17 protein-coding genes and 1 riboswitch are annotated in these 17,879 nt (G+C 66.5%); of the genes, 9 read left to right on the top strand and 8 right to left on the bottom strand.

Annotation, left to right across the window (positions count from 1 at the left end):
* Positions 1-2,145 (top strand): 3-hydroxyacyl-CoA dehydrogenase NAD-binding domain-containing protein, encoded by a 2,145-nt coding sequence (locus tag CKW46_RS25700; RefSeq protein WP_015357119.1) that lies wholly within the window; start codon positions 1-3, stop codon positions 2,143-2,145.
* 74 nt (positions 2,146-2,219) lie between these two features.
* Here CKW46_RS25700 and CKW46_RS25695 read toward each other — a convergent pair whose 3' ends face one another.
* Positions 2,220-3,431: an FAD-dependent monooxygenase gene (locus CKW46_RS25695; RefSeq protein WP_482052558.1), complete on the bottom strand. Its 1,212-nt coding sequence runs from the start codon at positions 3,429-3,431 to the stop codon at positions 2,220-2,222.
* Between the two features lie 79 nt (positions 3,432-3,510).
* Between CKW46_RS25695 and CKW46_RS25690 the strand changes: the two genes are divergently transcribed.
* Complete coding sequence (locus CKW46_RS25690; protein ID WP_012396214.1) at positions 3,511-4,047, top strand: TetR/AcrR family transcriptional regulator; 537 nt, start codon at positions 3,511-3,513, stop codon at positions 4,045-4,047.
* Positions 4,048-4,116: 69 nt separating this feature from the next.
* Complete coding sequence (locus CKW46_RS25685) at positions 4,117-5,100, top strand: LLM class F420-dependent oxidoreductase (protein ID WP_117437858.1); 984 nt, start codon at positions 4,117-4,119, stop codon at positions 5,098-5,100.
* A 27-nt stretch (positions 5,101-5,127) separates the two neighbouring features.
* Here the strand turns inward: CKW46_RS25685 and CKW46_RS25680 are convergent, their stop codons facing one another.
* The 3 genes from CKW46_RS25680 to CKW46_RS25670 form a co-directional block, all read right to left on the bottom strand.
* Positions 5,128-5,448, bottom strand: coding sequence for a hypothetical protein (locus tag CKW46_RS25680; protein WP_015357116.1), 321 nt, complete (start codon positions 5,446-5,448; stop codon positions 5,128-5,130).
* Positions 5,449-6,297: 849 nt separating this feature from the next.
* Positions 6,298-7,947: a DNA repair helicase XPB gene (locus tag CKW46_RS25675; protein ID WP_117437856.1), complete on the bottom strand. Its 1,650-nt coding sequence runs from the start codon at positions 7,945-7,947 to the stop codon at positions 6,298-6,300.
* An 82-nt stretch (positions 7,948-8,029) separates the two neighbouring features.
* Positions 8,030-10,288, bottom strand: coding sequence for a helicase-associated domain-containing protein (locus CKW46_RS25670; protein WP_482052557.1), 2,259 nt, complete (start codon positions 10,286-10,288; stop codon positions 8,030-8,032).
* Positions 10,289-10,359: 71 nt separating this feature from the next.
* Here CKW46_RS25670 and CKW46_RS25665 point away from each other — a divergent pair, with 71 nt between their 5' ends.
* The 4 genes from CKW46_RS25665 to CKW46_RS25650 are packed head-to-tail and all read left to right on the top strand — an operon-like array spanning position 10,360 to position 12,009.
* Positions 10,360-10,560: a hypothetical protein gene (locus CKW46_RS25665; protein ID WP_172607222.1), complete on the top strand. Its 201-nt coding sequence runs from the start codon at positions 10,360-10,362 to the stop codon at positions 10,558-10,560.
* An 8-nt stretch (positions 10,561-10,568) separates the two neighbouring features.
* On the top strand, positions 10,569-11,105 hold the full coding sequence (gene moaC, locus CKW46_RS25660) for a cyclic pyranopterin monophosphate synthase MoaC (RefSeq protein ID WP_482052556.1): 537 nt from the start codon (positions 10,569-10,571) through the stop codon (positions 11,103-11,105).
* Positions 11,102-11,587, top strand: coding sequence for a MogA/MoaB family molybdenum cofactor biosynthesis protein (locus CKW46_RS25655; RefSeq protein ID WP_011738645.1), 486 nt, complete (start codon positions 11,102-11,104; stop codon positions 11,585-11,587). The genes moaC and CKW46_RS25655 overlap by 4 nt, the downstream gene beginning before the upstream one ends.
* Complete coding sequence (locus tag CKW46_RS25650) at positions 11,584-12,009, top strand: molybdenum cofactor biosynthesis protein MoaE (protein WP_011738644.1); 426 nt, start codon at positions 11,584-11,586, stop codon at positions 12,007-12,009. Before CKW46_RS25655 ends, CKW46_RS25650 begins: the two co-directional genes overlap by 4 nt.
* A gap of 44 nt (positions 12,010-12,053) precedes the next feature.
* Here CKW46_RS25650 and CKW46_RS25645 read toward each other — a convergent pair whose 3' ends face one another.
* The 4 genes from CKW46_RS25645 to CKW46_RS25630 form a co-directional block, all read right to left on the bottom strand.
* Positions 12,054-12,968, bottom strand: coding sequence for a transglycosylase family protein (locus tag CKW46_RS25645; protein WP_482052555.1), 915 nt, complete (start codon positions 12,966-12,968; stop codon positions 12,054-12,056).
* A 9-nt stretch (positions 12,969-12,977) separates the two neighbouring features.
* Positions 12,978-13,191: riboswitch (cyclic di-AMP (ydaO/yuaA leader) on the bottom strand.
* Positions 13,192-13,403: 212 nt separating this feature from the next.
* Entirely contained in the window at positions 13,404-13,673 is a 270-nt protein-coding gene (locus CKW46_RS25640) for a MoaD/ThiS family protein (protein WP_117437851.1), read from the bottom strand.
* A 13-nt stretch (positions 13,674-13,686) separates the two neighbouring features.
* Entirely contained in the window at positions 13,687-14,769 is a 1,083-nt protein-coding gene (moaA, locus tag CKW46_RS25635; protein WP_482052554.1) for a GTP 3',8-cyclase MoaA, read from the bottom strand.
* On the bottom strand, positions 14,766-15,170 hold the full coding sequence (locus tag CKW46_RS25630; RefSeq protein WP_011738640.1) for a YccF domain-containing protein: 405 nt from the start codon (positions 15,168-15,170) through the stop codon (positions 14,766-14,768). The genes moaA and CKW46_RS25630 overlap by 4 nt, the downstream gene beginning before the upstream one ends.
* A 163-nt stretch (positions 15,171-15,333) precedes the next feature.
* Here CKW46_RS25630 and CKW46_RS25625 point away from each other — a divergent pair, with 163 nt between their 5' ends.
* Together CKW46_RS25625 and CKW46_RS25620 are read left to right on the top strand one after the other, a co-directional pair.
* Entirely contained in the window at positions 15,334-15,738 is a 405-nt protein-coding gene (locus tag CKW46_RS25625; RefSeq protein ID WP_012396202.1) for a cold-shock protein, read from the top strand.
* Between the two features lie 186 nt (positions 15,739-15,924).
* Entirely contained in the window at positions 15,925-17,877 is a 1,953-nt protein-coding gene (locus tag CKW46_RS25620) for an acyl-CoA dehydrogenase family protein (protein WP_482052553.1), read from the top strand.
* Positions 17,878-17,879: the final 2 nt, after the last annotated feature.

Genomic DNA, 17,879 nt, shown 5'->3' with positions numbered 1-17,879 from the left:
ATGGCCGACAACACAATTCAGTGGGACAAGGATGCCGACGGCATCGTCACGCTGACCATGGACGACCCGTCGGGGTCGGCCAACGTCATGAACGAGGCCTACATCGAGTCGATGGGTAAGGCGGTGGATCGCCTTGTTGCCGAAAAGGATTCGATTACCGGAGTGGTGATCACCAGCGCCAAGAAGACCTTCTTCGCCGGTGGTGACCTCACATCCATGATCCAGGCCGGTCCGGAAGACGCCGGGCAGTCCTTCGACACGGTCGAGACGGTCAAGCGGCAGCTGCGAACCCTGGAGACGCTGGGCAAGCCCGTCGTCGCCGCGATCAACGGCGCGGCACTCGGCGGTGGCCTCGAGATTGCGCTGGCCTGCCATCACCGCATCGCGGCCGACGCCAAGGGCAGCCAGCTGGGTCTGCCCGAGATGACCCTGGGCCTGCTGCCCGGTGGCGGCGGGGTGACCCGCACCGTGCGCATGTTCGGTATCCAGAACGCCTTCGTGAGCATCCTGTCCCAGGGCACCCGGTTCAAGCCGGCCAAGGCCAAGGAGATCGGGCTGGTCGACGAGGTGCTGCCGACGGTCGAGGAGCTGGTGCCCGCCGCCAAGGCGTGGATCAAGGCCAACCCGGATTCCCACGAGCAGCCCTGGGACAAGAAGGGTTACAAGATCCCGGGCGGCACTCCGTCGTCGCCGGGGTTGGCTTCCATCCTGCCGTCGTTCCCGGCCTTGCTGCGCAAGCAGCTCAAGGGCGCTCCGATGCCGGCCCCGAAGGCCATTCTGGCCGCCGCGGTCGAGGGTGCGCAGGTCGATTTCGACACCGCCAGCCGCATCGAGAGCCGCTACTTCGCCTCGCTGGTCACCGGCCAGGTCGCCAAGAACATGATTCAGGCGTTCTTCTTCGACCTGCAGGCCATCAACGCCGGCAAGTCGCGGCCGGACGGCATCGGCAAGACCCCGATCACCAAGATCGGTGTGCTCGGTGCCGGCATGATGGGCGCGGGCATCGCCTACGTCTCGGCCAAGGCCGGCTACGACGTGGTGCTCAAGGACGTCAGCGCGGAGGCCGCCGCCAAGGGCAAGGGCTACTCCGAGAAGCTGGTGGCCAAGGCACTCGAGCGCGGTCGCACCACCCAGGAGAAGGGCGACGCGCTGCTGGCTCGCATCACCCCGACCTCGGACCCGGCCGACCTCAAGGGCGTGGACTTCGTCATCGAGGCCGTGTTCGAAAACCAGGAACTCAAGCACAAGGTGTTCCAGGAGATCGAGGACATCGTCGAGCCCAACGCGGTGCTGGGATCGAACACCTCCACGTTGCCGATCACCGGTCTGGCCACCGGGGTCAAGCGCCAAGAGGACTTCATCGGTGTCCACTTCTTCTCCCCGGTCGACAAGATGCCGCTGGTCGAGATCATCAAGGGTGAGAAGACCTCCGACGAGGCCCTGGCCCGGGTGTTCGACTACACCCTGGCAATCGGCAAGACCCCGATCGTGGTGAACGACAGCCGCGGCTTCTTCACCTCCCGGGTCATCGGCACCTTCGTCAACGAGGCGCTGGCGATGCTCGGTGAGGGTGTCGAGCCGTCGTCGATCGAGCAGGCGGGATCGCAGGCCGGCTACCCGGCCCCGCCGCTGCAGCTGTCCGACGAGCTCAACCTGGAGCTGATGCACAAGATCGCTACCGCTACCCGCAAGGGTGTCGAGGACGCCGGTGGCACCTACGAGCCGCACCCGGCCGAAGCGGTTGTCGAGAAGATGATCGAGGTTGGTCGGTCCGGTCGGCTCAAGGGCGCGGGCTTCTACGAGTACCCCGAGGGCAAGCGTGCCGGCCTGTGGCCGGGCCTGCGGGAGACGTTCAAGTCGGGCACCTCGGAGCCGGCGCTGCAGGACATGATCGACCGGATGTTGTTCGCCGAGGCGCTGGAAACCCAGAAGTGCCTCGACGAGAACGTGCTGATGTCGACGGCCGACGCCAACATCGGATCCATCATGGGTATCGGCTTCCCGCCGTGGACCGGTGGTAGCGCGCAGTACATCGTCGGCTACGAGGGTGCGCTCGGCCGGGGCAAAGAGGCCTTCGTGGCCCGCGCCCGCGAGCTGGCCGCCAAGTACGGCGACCGCTTCCTGCCGCCGGACTCGCTGACCTAAGCGTCAGGCTTGGCGAGCAGACGCGGAATCGCGTGCGACCCACGGTCGCAATGCGATTCCGCGTCTGCTCGTGCCTATCCGGGCCGTGGTGGGGCGTATTCCTTGAACCGCATTGAGTCGTAGAGCCGCACACCCTTGGTGTTCAGCTTCGCGACCGCTTTGGTGAGGCCACCGGGCAGCATTGAAACCAGCTGCGCACCGTGGGTCAGCGCCCACACTCCGGCTTTCGATCGCGGAATGAGGCTCACGGCGACCCCGCTGGCAAAGGTGCGGCTGCGACTTACCGGGTCGGCCATCTCTCGCTCGTAGGCGGCGAACGCTCGCGCGTAGTCGCCGCCCGCTTGGGCCGGTTCCCCGGCCAGTATGTAGGCGCCGAGCACCGACAGGCTGGTGCTGCCGCCGACCGCGGGCCCCGGGCAGTAGCCGGCGTCGCCGACCAGTGTTACCCGCCCGCGCGACCAGGTGTCGAGCTGCAACTGGGTGATCGAGTCGAAGTAGAACGCTGGTGTGCGGTCCAGCTCTTCGAGCCAAAGGTCCACCTGCGGATGCATTCCGGCGATCGCTTCACGCAATAATTCCTTTTGCCGCAAGACATCTCGGTAGTGGTATCGCAGTTCCTCCTGGGTGCGGAACAGGAACAGCAGGCGCGCGTCGTCGAGGGGCGCTGCGGTGTAGACCGCTGCCATCCGGCCGGGCCCGACGTGACCGACCATCTCGCCGTCGTGTGCCAGTCCTTTCGGCACCGACACCACCGCGAGGTACCCGCCGAGGAATTGAGTGTGTCCGGCGTCTTCGCCGAAGACCAGGCGCCGCACGTTGGAGTGCAGCCCGTCGGCACCGACCACGATGTCGAAGCAGCGTGGCGCGGCCTGCTCGAAGCTCACCCGTCCGTCCGGCGAGATGGCTGTGATCGAGTCGCCGAACAGGTATTCGGTGTCATGGCGGCTGGCCTCGTAGTAGATCGCACTGAGATCGTCGCGCATGATCTCGACATGCTGGTCGGACGTGGCGCCGAAGATCTTGGCGAGATTGACGCGAACTGGCCGCCGCGCGCCCTCGCGATACCAGGTCAGGGTTTCGGTCCCGGTGGCCAGCGCTTCGATCTTCGATAGCACGCCCATCTTCGTCGAGATCTCCATGGACGGCCGGAACAGGTCAACGGCATGGCCGCCGGCCTTGCGCAATTGTGGCGCCCGCTCGACGACGGTGACATCGAATCCGTAGCGGCTCAGCCAAAATGCCAGTACCGAACCGGAGATGCTGGCGCCCGAAATCAAGATCCGCACGTCGACCTCCTACTTACTTAACGTTCGGTAAGGCTAACATGGGGTGCTTACCTAACGGTAGGTCAGATAGCCTCGTGTGGTGACCAAGCCCAGGTCGGACACCAGGCGGCGGATCCAGGAAGTCGCTCGCGAACTATTTCTGCGCCAAGGTGTGCGGGGCACCAGCTTGCAGGACATCGCAGACCGGCTGGGGATCACGAAGCCGGCGCTGTACTACCACTTCGCGTCACGCGAAGACCTGGTGCGCAGCATCGTGGTGCCGTTGATCGAAGAGGGCGAGCGATTTGTCGCGGAGCGTGAGCGGCTTGCCGACGGCAATGTCCGCGGCCTGCTCGAGGGGTACTTCGATTTCCACTACCGGCATCGTCAGGACCTGATGCTGGTGGTGGTCGAACTGACGTTGCTGTCCGACCTCGGTCTGATCGACACCGTGCTGGCCTGGCGGGAGCGGCTCGGTCGGCTGGTGTTCGGCGCGGCGCCGACGCTCGGTCAGGCGACCCGGGCGGTGCTGGCATTTGGTGGATTGCAGGACTGTTGCATGCAGTTTCCGGACGAGCCCTATGCGCAACTGCGGCAGTACTCGGTGGAGGCGGCGTTGGCCGCGCTTGGTGTTTGACGCCGGGCTCGGGGCGGGTGCTTGGTGCCCGCTCCAAATTCGGAGGCCGCCGGGCATATAGTCCGAGCTATGCGCTTTGGTCTCTTCATTCCGCAAGGCTGGCGAATGGATCTCGTCGGCATCGCGCCCGAGCAGCACTGGGCGGTGATGCGTGACCTGGCTACCTACGCCGATGCCAGCGCCTGGGACTCACTGTGGGTCTATGACCACTTCCATACCGTGCCATTGCCCAGTGACGAGGCCACCCATGAGGCCTGGTCGCTGATGGCGGCCTACGCGGCGGTGACCTCGAGGATCAAGCTCGGCCAAATGTGCACCGCGATGAGCTACCGCAATCCGGTATATCTCGCCAAGGTGGCGGCCACCGCCGACATCATCTCCGGCGGGCGCATCCAGATGGGGATCGGCGGTGGCTGGTACGAACACGAGTGGCGTGCCTACGGCTACGGATTCCCTTCGGCCGGGGTGCGGTTGGGCCGGCTGGACGAAGGCGTGCAGATCATGCGGGACGCCTGGCGCGACGGCAAGGTCAGTTTTGACGGCAAGCACTATCAGGTCGACGGCGCGATCGTCGCGCCGAAGCCGTTGCAGAACAATGGAATTCCATTGTGGGTTGCCGGTGGCGGGGAGAAGGTGACGTTACGTATGGCCGCACAGTACGCGCAGTACACCAACTTCACGCCCCAGCCCGAACAGTTCGCGCACAAGTCGCAGGTGTTGGCGGAGCATTGCCGCAAACTGGGCACCGAATTCGACGCCATAGTGCGATCGGCCAACTTCACCGCCGTCTTGGGTACCTCGGAAGCCGACGTCAAAGATCGGCTGGGGCGAGTCCGTGACCGTCTGGTCGGCTACGTGCCCGAGGCCGTGGCCGATTCGATGGTTGGCGGCCTGCCGGATTCGGCGACGGGCACGCCCGAACAGGTCATCGAGCGACTGGCGCAGATTCGTGACCTTGGGTGCGAATACGCGATCTGCTATTTCCCGGAAGCCGCGTATGACCGCTCCGGCATCGAGTTGTTCGAGCGTGAAGTGATTCCCGCGCTGAGCTAGCGGCCACCGCGGCTGCTGGGCCCCGGTCTACTGATTCGGGATCGAAGCCGGGCCGCGCACCGTGCCCTCGACATAGCCGTCGTGCAGTCCGCGATCGATCTCTCGTTCCGTCGCGCTCGGAATGTGAACTGGCAGTTCGGTACAGCCGTTGCTCAGGCTCTGCAACGGGCTGGCGTCGGCGCCGGCAGGCGCGGTTCCGGCAACGCAGTCAGCCGCGCTGGCCGATGCCGCTGCGCTCACACCGAAACCGACAGCGATGGCAGCGCCGACAAGTAGTTTCGCGACCAGGGCGGTGGACTTTTGGTTGAGTGATCCCAGGGGCAGAGCGCGCGCATTCGGGAAGGACATGAAGACTCTCCTTTCGGGGCCGGCACGGCCCGGGCGAGTTGGTGTGGGAAACGCCAGAACTGCCTACGGGCGAGATGGCGCTGGTGGTTGTGAGGGCGGTCCCGGCGAACGGTGCCGGGCGGCCAGGGGGACAGAGGTGCGATGGTCGCGCCGAAGCGGCGGGCCTGAGCGGCGGTGGGTATGCGGTGCTACGTCACAGCGGCGCGATTAGCGCTGCGCCATCAGCAACGGGCCACGCAGAGCCGCATTAGCGAATCTTGACCGCCCGCAGCATTGGCGGGCTTGGCGGTATGGGTGAGGTTGGGCGCCAATTCCATTGCGAAAAGCGATGCCGGCTGCGGCGACCAGACCAAGTTCGGTGATAGAGGAATCCAGTTCGGCGGCCGACCACGCGTCATCCACGTGCTGTGGAACGGCTTGGTGTGGGTTGGTACCGAGCCTGATGCCGTGGCGTTGTCAACATGGCTCACGGCCGGGGAATCGGCATGTAGTTGTGTTGACCCGAGGGCCCCGGAATGCGGGCTGTGGACTGAAATCCCGTGTGACCATGTCACCGGTTCGGGCAGCGAGGCCGCAGAGAACTTGGGGCGCAACGCCCAACCTGCGATCAACGCAACAAACACACTCAGCGCCGCGGCAACCACGATGGCTGACTGCCATCGCTGGATGCGCCGATCGCTGCGGGTGCTCATAAACGCCCGAATGTACAACACGACTCTTGGGCGGCCAATGCCCTGAGCTGTGAAAACGAGCAAAGTCAGGTGTGTGTTCTACCTACCCCGGCGCGAGCAGACGCAAAATCGCACCAAACGGGGCTCCGTTGGTGCGATTTTGCGTCTGCTCGCCAGGCTAGATCGCCGGGCCCAGCAGGTCGTCGGCGTCGCGGATGATGTAGCCATAGCCCTGTTCGGCCAGGAATCGTTGCCGGTGTGCGGCGTATTCGGCGTCCAGGCTGTCGCGGGCAACCACCGAATAAAACATTGCGCCACCGCCGTCGGACTTGGGGCGCAGCAACCGGCCCAACCGCTGTGCTTCCTCCTGACGCGAGCCAAAGGTCCCCGAAACCTGCACCGCCACAGAGGCCTCCGGCAAGTCGATGGAGAAGTTGGCCACCTTCGACACCACCAGGGTGGCTATCTCGCCACGCCGGAAGGCGTCGAACAGCGCCTCTCTTTCCCGAGTTTTTGTCGCTCCCTGGATGACCGGAGCATCAAGTTCGGTGCCCAGCTCTTCGAGTTGATCCAGGTAGGCCCCGATCACCAGGGTCTGCTCGCCGGGGTGCCTCTGCAGAATCGACTTCACCACAGCGATCTTGGTGTGCACCGTCGAGCACAGCCGGTAGCGTTCCTCGGGCTCGGCGGTGGCGTACGTCATGCGTTCGCTGTCGGTCATGGTGACCCGGACTTCGACACACTCCGCTGGGGCGATCCAGCCCTGCGCTTCGATGTCCTTCCATGGCGCGTCGTAGCGCTTGGGGCCGATGAGGGAGAAGACGTCGCCCTCGCGGCCATCTTCGCGGATCAGCGTCGCGGTCAGGCCCAGTCGCCGCTTGGACTGCAGGTCGGCGGTCATCCGGAACACCGGTGCCGGCAGCAGATGCACCTCGTCGTAGATGATCAGGCCCCAGTCGCGGCTGTCGAAGAGCTCGAGGTGGCGGTACTCGCCCTTGGAGCGGCGGGTGATCATCTGGTAGGTCGAGATGGTGACCGGCCGAATTTCCTTGCGTTCTCCGGAGTACTCGCCGATCTCTTCCTCGGTGAGCGAAGTGCGGGCCACCAGTTCGCGTTTCCACTGCCGCGCGGCGACGATGTTGGTGACCAGGATCAGCGTGGTCGCCTGGGCCTTGGCCATTGCGGCCGCGCCGACCAGTGTCTTGCCCGCCCCACACGGCAGCACCACCACGCCGGAACCGCCGGCCCAGAAGGAGTCGGTGGCCAGCTGTTGGTAGTCGCGCAGCTCCCACCCGTCGGGCTGCAGGCTGATCGGATGTGCCTCGCCGTTCACGTAGCCGGCGAGATCTTCTGCGGGCCAACCGATCTTGAGCAGCAGCTGCTTGACCCGGCCTCGCTCGCTGGGGTGGACGATTACGGTGTCGTCGTCGATGCGGGCGCCCAGCATCGGCGCAATCTTCTTGTTGCGCAGCACTTCTTCGAGCACGGCCCGATCCAGGCTGATCAGCGTCAACCCATGCGCGGGGTGCTTGACCAGTTGCAGCCGGCCATAGCGGGCCATGGTGTCGACGATGTCGACGAGTAGTGGCTGGGGTACCGCGTAGCGCGAGTGGGTGATCAGCGCGTCGACCACCTGCTCGGCGTCGTGGCCGGTCGCCCGGGCGTTCCATAGGGCCAGCGGTGTGATCCGGTAGGTGTGCACGTGTTCCGGTGCGCGCTCGAGCTCGGCGAACGGCGCGATGGCCGCGCGTGCGGCGCCGGCCTGCTCGTGGTCGACCTCGAGCAGAACCGTCTTGTCGGATTGCACGATCAGGGGTCCGTCGGTCATGCGTGCCGCCCTTCGTCACAGCAGGGTGCTAGCCGCACCGCATCGCCATCTGGGTGGTCACCGAAGTGGATCATGGGATCCATTATTGGCCGTCGGCCGAGACGACCGACGTGATGCGGTGCACAGCGAAGTCACGCAGCTTTCCCGAGGTGGAATCGATGGCGGTCAACTGACCGCCCCGGATGACGATGGGGGACACCACTCGCTGGGTGGCCACGCCCGCGGCGTCGAGGTAGCCGATTACCAGGGTGGCCTGGTCCTTTGCGGCGCGCTGCAGCAGCGACATCGCGACGGCCGGATCGATGCGGATATTGCCGCACGGTGCCGAGGTCACCGTGCGCAGCACCTCGATGATGCCGTTCAGCGTCTCACCGCTGGGCCGCGCCGGGGGCCGATAGGGCCGGCGTTGGTTGGGCGCGGGAACCCGGGCGCCGCGGGGCCGGACGTCGACAATCGCGCCGGTGGAGTCCTCGGCAGCGGGGGCGAAGCCCGCACTGCGCAGGGCGACGAGGACCTCGCCGATCGGGGCGGGTGAGACCGCCACGGTCGGGGCCAGGGCGCGCAGCTGCACCGCCTCGGCGGCGGGTGCCGCTACGGCTTGGGCTAGCAACGCGGGGTCTTCGCAGCGCACGAACGAGGTGGCCATGCCGATGCGGAGTTGGCCGTGCCGGCGCGCCACGTCGTCGATGAGGTAGGTGAGCCCCTGCGGGACCGGTGTCTTGGAGTGGTCCGCGAAAAACGTGTGCATCCAGCCGCGGGTCTTGCCGATGTCGAGCGCATGCCGGATGGATTGGTCGCTGACCCGGTACACCATCGCCGCACCGGCCGATTCGATGGTCGCCACGGTTGCCAGTTCATCGGCGAGGTCGCGCTGCAGCGGACCGGGTACCACGACGGTCAGGTCCGCTTGGACCAGAAAATGGTCGATCGGCTTCGGCAGCGCCGCGGCCATTGCGGCAATCACGGCGGCGGGGTCGCCGCCGTGTTCCAGCAGGGTGCGCCCGGGCTTGCTGATCGCGCCGCGCCCGACCAGCCCCAGGGCCTCGCTCTCGGCCAACAGATCCGAGATCGGCTCCGGCTGCAGTCTTCGGCTCCATCGCGGGCGCTGCCAGATCAAAGCGGCCGAAGCCGTCACCGGATCGACACCGGCGCCGGCGGGTAGCTCAGCGAGCATGCCCAGCAGCAGCCGGCGATCCAATGGCGCTGCAGTCGAGAACAGCGAATCAGACAAGGCGCTATAGGGCTTGGCGTCGGGGCCCCGGCTGTCGATCAACGCCGGGCGGCCGGGCAGATCGAGCCACGCGGTGGCCAGTAGCTGCCACCGCTCGGCCGGTGACATCGTGGTGAACCGGTCGGCGGTGGCCGTCGGCGCCCAGTACGGTCCGTCACCGTGGTCGGGCAGCGGATCGGGCATGCCGCTGGCGATCAGTCCGGCCGCCGCCGCCACCTCGAGGATCGAGCCTAGGCGCGCCTCGTCGATTCCGACCGCCTTGGCGATCCGCTTGATCTCACGCACCCCGAGTCCACCGCTGCGCAGCTCGACAACCGGCATGGTGCCGAGGTTCTCCAGCAGTGCTTCCACCTCACGCAGCAGGTCGATCACCGCTCCGGCGGCCGCCGCGTCGACGTCCTCGGGGGTGGTGGTGGAAACCACCGGGTCGGGTGCACTGAGCTGCATCGGACCGGGCCGTTCGCCGCGGAGCACCTGGCCGACGTGGCGGGGCAAGATCACGGTGTCGGCGTCGATGCGCCGCAGCAGTCCCATCGTCAAGAGCTGCGGCACCGGGCGGTCCGGGGCGGCACCGGGTGCGGCGTCGCGGGTGCGGCCCATCGGCGACCCCTCGAGCAGTTTGTCCAGCACGTCGCGTTGCGGCTGGTCCAGCCCGGCGATCAGTTCGGCAATTTGCTCGCCGGTTCGTGAGTTGTCCTCGAGAGTTGCCTGCCCCGGGTGCCAGGGCAGCGCGGTGCCGGCATCGGCGGCGATCCGAACGGTGGTGTCGCCCCAGGCCAGGGCGCGCAGCTTGAGGTCGGTGAGCGCCTCGGTCAGTTCGGCCTGGGTGGCGCGCTCACCGATTAGCGACACCAGCTTTGCGATCGGCACCGGCTCGGTGTCGGCCAGCAGCACCAGCAACGCATCGAGCACCGCCAACCGCAGGAAGTCGAGTTGTTCGGTCGCAGCCTTGACCGATTGACGGGCCTGGGCCCGCGCGGCCAGCGCTGCGATGCTGCCAGGTGGCGGCTGGGCAAGGTCCGGCCGCAGCTCGAGTAGCGTGATCAGCCGCTCGTCGGGCAATTCGGCCAGCCAGGACCCCAGCGGGATTTCCGGGGTGTGTTCGGTCATTGCTGATCAGCGTAGGCCCGACCGGTGACCTTGCGCCGCGGACGGCAGGTAAACCTGTCAGAATGGACGCCGTGGCTGACATTGCTGAAGGCAAGGCGGGTAAGAGCAAGTACGTGGACAACGGCTGGCCGACCACGGATCCGGATGACCACGCCGTGAGCGAGCTGGTGACCGACCGAACAGGGGCGCTGTCTCCGTTCGGTGAGGTGGTGTTTCCGCTGGCCGCAGACGATCTGCCCTACCTGCACCCGGTGACAGTCGTCAACAGGTAGTCGTTGGGATGGCCGAGCCTCCCAACGCATCCAAGGCCCCCGCGGCATCGGCGACACCCGGGGCAGGCTCTTATCCCTCAGGTGGGCTATCGCATCTGGATGAGCGGGGAGCCGCGCACATGGTCGACGTCACGGAGAAGGGGGCCACCAGACGCACGGCTGTTGCTGCGGGCTTTCTGCGCACCTCGACGGAGGTGGTGGCGCTGATCTCGAGCGGCGGCCTGCCCAAGGGGGATGCGCTGGCCACCGCGCGGGTGGCGGGAATTCTGGCGGCCAAACGCACCAGTGACTTGATCCCGCTGTGTCATCAGCTCGCCCTGACCGGTGTCGACGTTGATTTCACCATGGCTGAGGCGGATGTCGAGATCACCGGGACGGTGCGCAGCACCGACCGAACCGGTGTCGAGATGGAGGCACTGACCGCTGTCAGCGTCGCGGCCCTTACGCTCTACGACATGATCAAAGCGGTCGACCCAGCCGCTCGTATCGACGATGTCCGGGTGCTCAGCAAACAGGGCGGGCGCAGAGGAAGCTGGTCGAGGTGAGCACGGCTCGCTCGGCCCAAATCATCATCGCTTCAACGCGTGCGGCATCCGGTGTGTACACCGATGAATGCGGGCCGATTATCGCTGAATGGCTTGAGCAACGCGGCTTTTCGCCGCTGGAATCCAAGGTGGTCGCCGACGGTAACCCGGTCGGCGAGGCGCTGCAGGACGCGGTCGAGGCCCAGGTGGACCTGATCATCACCTCGGGCGGCACGGGGATTTCGCCTACCGACTCGACCCCGGAGCAGACCGTGGCGGTGCTGGACTTTGTGATCCCGGGATTGGCCGACGCCATCCGGCGCGCCGGCCTGCCGAAGGTTCCGACCTCGGTGTTGTCCCGAGGGGTGTGTGGTGTGGCCGGCCAAACCTTGATCGTCAACCTGCCTGGTTCACCTGGCGGCGTTCGGGACGGGTTGGATGTGCTCGCCGACGTCGTGCACCACGCGCTCGATCAAATCGCTGGCCAAGACCACCGGCGATGACGCAGGTTGTGCGGGCCCTGCTGACCGACCAGCCGATCTCTCTGGCCGAACACGAGGAACTGGTGGGCCGGCCGTCGGCGGGAGCTGTCGTCGGTTTCGTCGGGGTGGTGCGCAACCACGATGGTGGCCGGGAAGTGTTGCGGCTGGAGTACTCCGCGCACCCGTCGGCCGGCCAGGTGCTAGCCGAGGTGGTGGCCGATGTCGCCCAACACGCCGCCGGTGTGCGCGCGGTCGCGGCCAGCCACCGAATCGGGGTCCTGCACGTGGGCGATGCAGCCTTGGTGGCCGCCGTGGCTGCCGATCATCGCGAGGCCGCGTTCACCACGTGCGCGAAGTTGGTCGACACGATCAAGGCGCGGCTTCCGGTGTGGAAGCACCAGTTCTTCGGTGATGGTTCCGAAGAATGGGTGGGTTCGGCCTAACCCGCTCGGCTTTCCGCGCCGGTCGGTTTAGGGGTGACCCTGTCTCAGGCGAAGACGGCCGGCTGCGCGAGCGCGTCGAGCGCGTCGTTGCCGCTGATGTTCTGTCCCACGATCGCCTGCCACAACTTCTTGGTGTAGGCGACGGTCGAAGCCTCGTGGACGTCCACCGGCGGTGCCAGGTCTTCGGGGGCCGGCGGCAGGTCGGCCGGGGCGGGCACGTCGTTGCCCACCAGCTCCACCGGGGGCGCCACGTCCTCCGGCGCCGGCGGCAAGTCGGCCGGCGCGGGCGCGGCCACATCCTCAGGCGCAGGGGGGAGGTCCTGCGGCGCGGGCGGCAGGTCTTCTGGGGCGGGGGGCAGGTCGGCCGGGGCCGGGGGTGCCAGGTCTTCGGGGGCCGGCGGCAGGTCTTCCGGAGCGGGCGGCAGGTCGGCCGGAGCGGGCACGTCGTTGGCCGCCAGCTCTACCGGGGGTGCCGGGTCAGCCGGGGGCGGGACGTCATCTCCGGGGGGCGGGGCCAGCGGTGCCGGCTCGCCGTTGATTCCGGGGGCGTCGAGCGGGGCATCCAGCGCGGCCGGAGCGGGGACGTCGCGGGGAGTGGCGGCCGACAGGCCGTGTCCGCATACCGGCCAGGCTCCGCGGCCCTGAGTGGCCAGGACGCGCTCGGCGACCGCGATCTGCTCTTCGCGACTGGCCAGCTGCGCGGATGGCGCATATTCGCCGCCACCGTGGGAGGCCCAGGTGCTCTGCGCGAATTGGACGCCGCCGTAGTAGCCGTTGCCGGTGTTGATCGCCCAGTTGCCGCCAGACTCGCAACGGGCCACCTGGTCCCATTCGCCGTCGGTGGCCGCGGCCGCGTGGCCGGCAAGGGCGATACCACCGCCGCCGAGCACCGCGCCGGTGAAGGCGATCTTGGCGACGCTGGCGTTCGAGGTAGTGGGCTTACAGTGACGTCCACTCATACGTTCAGTAATTCCTCTCGGTACACGCCTGCGAGGTCAGCTGTCGGGTTCGGGTTGGAGAGGTTACCCGGCCAGCGTCGTACTACATCTGTGGGACGACGTCGGCTTCACCCCAAGGGCCGTGAAGGGCCCGGTCCGATCTCGGTGGACCTGGCGGGTCCCCCGCCTCCATCCGTGGGTCGGAATCCCCCGCCTACCGGATGGAGCTCGGCGCGTTGTAGGGAGGGCAGGCAAGTCAGTTGGGTTCGGTTGACCAGCCCTGAGAGACGGTAGCGGTTTCAGGCGTTCTCGTCACGCACGAAGTAATGAGGTGTTTTCCGCGCAACCGTGGGCTAAAACGCCAGGAACGACCATTGTTTCCGCAGCTCATAGCGTCCCGACATCACCTCGTGTCCCGGTTGTTATCGTTCCGTTACGTGAGGCAATTCACAGGGCTTAGCCGCCGGCGAATGGCGGGACTACGTCAACCGTGTCGCCGGTGGATAACGCGGTGGCGTCATTTCGGACAGCAATTCCGTCCCTGAGGTAAGAGCATCGGCCCAACACCGTCGCCAGCCGCGTGCTCCGGCCGGCCAGCGTGTCGACCAACTCGGCAACGGTGGCGTCAGGCCGCAACCCGACCGTTTCGCACTCGATCCCCGCCGCCGCCCGTGCGGCCGCGAAGTAACGAACGGTGACCTCGATCCCGGCGGGCTGATTGGGCACGGGCGCCTTCGGGCTAGCCACCGATCGCGCTCATGGGGCGCTGGGGCTGGACGAAATCCGGGTTGTTGATCCCGTGGCCGGCCGGTTTGGCCCACATCGCGCCGCGCCACGCCGCTTCGATCGCCTCGTCGCCGGCGCCGGCGCGCAGCAACCCGCGAAGGTCGGTTTCCTCGGTGGAGAACAGGCAGCTGCGGACCTGACCGTCGGCGGTCAGCCGGGTGCGGTCACACGTCGAGCAGAACGCGTGCGAAACCGAGGCGATGACCCCGAACTTACCGGCGGGCGTGTCAGGACCGGCGTCGACCAGCCAGAGCTCGGCAGGAGCCGAGCCGCGTGGCGCTGGATCAGGCCGAAGCCGGAAATGGGGTTGCAGCGCCGCCAACACATCGTCGGAGCCCAGCAGCGCGTTGCGCCGCCACTGATGTCCGGCGTCGAGTGGCATCTGCTCGATGACCCGCAGCTGGTAGCCCTGCTCCAAACAGAATCTCAGCAACTCGACGACGTCTTGGCGGCCCGTCTCGGGGTCCAGCACGGCGTTGACCTTGACCGGAGTCAAACCGGCAGCCCTGGCGCCGGCCAGGCCGTCCAGCACATCGGTCAACCGGTCTCGGCGGGTGACGGCCGTGAAGTGGGCGCGGTCCACGGTGTCCAGCGACACGTTGACCCGGTCCAAACCCGCCTCCGCCAATGCCGCTGCCCGCTTCGCCAGACCCACACCATTGGTCGTCAACGAGATTTCCGGGCGGGGCCGCAGTTGGGCCGCTGCCGCGACCACCTCTTCGAGATGCCGGGCCAACAGCGGCTCGCCGCCGGTGAACCGCACGCTGGTGATCCCGAGCCGGGTAACCGCGATGCGGAGCAGCCTGGCCAGCTCCGCCGGTCCAAGCAGCTGCTCGCCGGGCAGCCAGTTCAGGCCTTCCGCGGGCATGCAGTAACCGCAGCGCAGATTGCAGCGGTCGGTTAGTGACACCCGCAAGTCGGTGGCGGACCGGCCAAAGCGATCCAGAAGCGGACCATCGCCCGGTGCGTCGGATGCGATCGCCGAGCCTTCCGACCGGCCACGCACCGTCGGGACGCCCAGCGCGGTCACCGTCATCGGGCCACCCGCTCGTATCGGGTCGGCCAGTCGGCGGAAACAATCTCCTTGCCCAGCGGAACCAGTGACACCGGGATCAGCTTGAGGTTGGCCAGCGCCAGCGGGATCCCGATGATCGTTATCGCCATCGCCACCGCGCTGACCAGGTGCCCGATGGCCAGCCAAAGCCCGAACAGCAGGATCCAGATGACGTTGCCGATCAGGGCGCCGGTTCCAGCGCTGGGCTTTTCGACGATCGTTCTGCCGAACGGCCACAACGCGTAGGACGCGATCCGCAACGCCGCGAAGCCGAACGGAATGGTCACGATGAGCAGAAAGCAGATCAGCGCCGCGACCAGGTAACCCAGGGCCAGCCAAAGGCCGCCGAACACCAGCCAGATAACGTTCAGTATTAGGCGCATATCTCCTCCAGCAGTGGTGCCAGCCTACCGAGTGCCGGATAAACAGGGATGCTTGGCGGGCCAGCATCCGAGTAGGATCTGTGATCGTCCTCGCGTGCTGCGCATGCGGGACGCATCTTTTTGTTGTAAACCCAGTGATCCGTCAGACAAGCAGGTGAGAGCAGTGCCGACCGGCAAGGTGAAGTGGTACGACTCCGACAAGGGGTTCGGCTTCCTGTCGCAGGAGGAGGGCGAGGACGTCTACGTTCGCTCCTCTGCGTTGCCGGCAGGCGTCGAGGGGCTTAAAGCGGGGCAGCGGGTGGAATTCGGTATCGCGTCCGGGCGGCGCGGACCGCAGGCGTTGAGCCTCAAATTGCTCGACCCGCCACCGAGCCTCACCCGCACCCGCCGCGAGGCCGTTGAGCACAAGCACAGCCCCGACGAGCTACACGGCATGGTCGAGGACATGATCACGCTGCTGGAGAGCACCGTGCAGCCAGAGCTGCGCAAGGGGCGCTACCCGGACCGCAAGACCGCCCGGCGGGTCTCCGAGGTGGTCAAGGCCGTGGCGCGGGAGCTCGACGCTTAACCGTTGGCGCAATACGTCCGCTCGGGCATCGAATCGGGTTGACGTCAGGGCTTTTTCAAAGTGGCTGGCCCGCTGGCCGCGTTCGTCATCGTCGGGCACTTCCGCTTGCCGTTGTGCGCCGTAATATTGCCTGCGTACGGCACCAGGTTTTTCCTATCGCGGTGAAGTCGTAGCGCGGAGGCAACGATGGCACAGCAGGCGCAGGTCACCGAGGAGCAAGCGCGAGCTCTTACCGAGGAATCTCGTGAAAGTGGCTGGAATAAGCCATCTTTCGCGAAGGAGCTATTCCTCGGACGCTTTCCGCTGGAGCTGATAAATCCCTTCCCCCGGCCGTCGGACGCCGAGGAGGCGCGCACCGCGGCGTTTCTGTGCCGGCTGCAGGAGTTTCTCGGCACCATTGACGGCAGCGTCATCGAGCGAGACGCCCAGATTCCCGATGAATACGTCAAGGGCCTGGCCGAACTGGGTTGCTTCGGCATGAAAATTCCGTCCGAATATGGCGGATTGAGCATGTCGCAGGTTGCCTACAACCGCGCGCTGATGCTGGCATCGACGGTCCACACCAGCCTGGGCGCGCTGCTGTCGGCGCACCAATCGATCGGTGTGCCTGAGCCACTGAAACTCGCCGGAAGCCCCGAGCAGAAGAAGAAATTCTTGCCGCGGTGCGCCGCCGGTGCCATCTCGGCCTTCCTGCTCACCGAGCCCGACGTCGGATCCGATCCGGCCCGGCTGGCCTCGACGGCCACACCGATCGACGACGGTCAGGCCTACGAACTCGAGGGGATCAAACTGTGGACCACCAACGGTGTGGTTGCCGAATTGCTGGTGGTGATGGCCCGGGTGCCCAAGAGTGAGGGGCACCGGGGTGGAATCAGCGCATTCGTGGTCGAGGCCGATTCACCCGGAATCACCGTCGAACGGCGCAACAAATTCATGGGACTGCGCGGCATCGAGAACGGCGTAACCAGGCTGCACCGCGTGCGGGTGCCCAAGGAGAATCTGATCGGTCGGGAGGGGGACGGTCTGCGGATCGCGCTGACCACCCTCAACACCGGGCGGCTGGCGATACCCGCGATGGTGACGGGGGCGGCCAAATGGTCGCTGAAAATTGCGCGTGAGTGGTCCGGCGAGCGAGTGCAATGGGGCAAGCCGCTGGGCAAGCACGAGGCGGTCGCCGGCAAGATCTTGTTCATCGCCGCCACCACGTACGCGCTTGAAGCGGTGGTGGAGATATCGGGTCAGATGGCTGATGAGGGCCGCAACGATATCCGCATCGAGGCGGCGCTGGCCAAGCTGTGGTCCAGTGAGATGGCGTGCCAGGTCGCCGATGAGCTGTTGCAGATCCGGGGCGGGCGTGGCTATGAGACCGCCGAGTCACTGGCTGCGCGGGGTGAGCGTGCGGCACCGGTGGAGCAGTCGTTGCGTGATGTTCGGATCAACCGGATCTTCGAGGGATCCAGCGAGATCATGCGGTTGCTCATTGCCCGCGAAGCGGTAGACGCGCACCTGACCGCCGCTGGGGATCTGGCCAAACCCAACACCGATCTTCGGAAGAAGGCGGCAGCCGCGGTTGGCGCCAGCGGGTTCTATGCAAAATGGTTGCCGCAGCTGGTATTTGGTGAGGGACAGCGGCCCAAGGCGTATCACGAGTTCGGCCCGCTGGCCGCTCATCTGCGATTCATCGAACGCTCGACTCGCAAGCTGGCCCGAAACACCTTCTACGGGATGGCCCGCTGGCAGGCCAAGCTGGAACAAAAGCAGGGCTTTCTCGGTCGCATCGTCGACATCGGTGCGGAATTGTTCGCCATGTCCGCGGTATGCGTGCGGGCCGAAGCCCAACGGGTCGCTGATCCGATCGTCGGACGGCAGGCCTACGAGCTGGCGGAGGCATTCTGCGGGCAGGCGACTCTGCGGGTGGAAGCGCTGTTCCACGGGTTGTGGACCAACACCGATGTCGGCGATGTCCGCCTGACCAACGACGTGTTGGAGGGTCGGTATGCCTGGCTGGAGGATGGAATCATCGATCCTTCCGAGGGCACCGGACCCTGGATTGCGCATTGGGAGCCCGGGCCGTCCACGCAGCCGAATGTGGCTCGGCGCTTCCTGCCTGACTCGACGTCAGCCGAGGCGAAGCTGTAAGG

The sequence above is a fragment of the Mycobacterium liflandii genome, assembly GCF_022354805.1.
GTDB classification, from domain to species: Bacteria; Actinomycetota; Actinomycetes; order Mycobacteriales; family Mycobacteriaceae; genus Mycobacterium; species Mycobacterium marinum.
The sequence above is the reverse complement of the archived record's forward strand: the minus strand, read 5'-3'. Positions and strand labels throughout refer to the sequence as shown.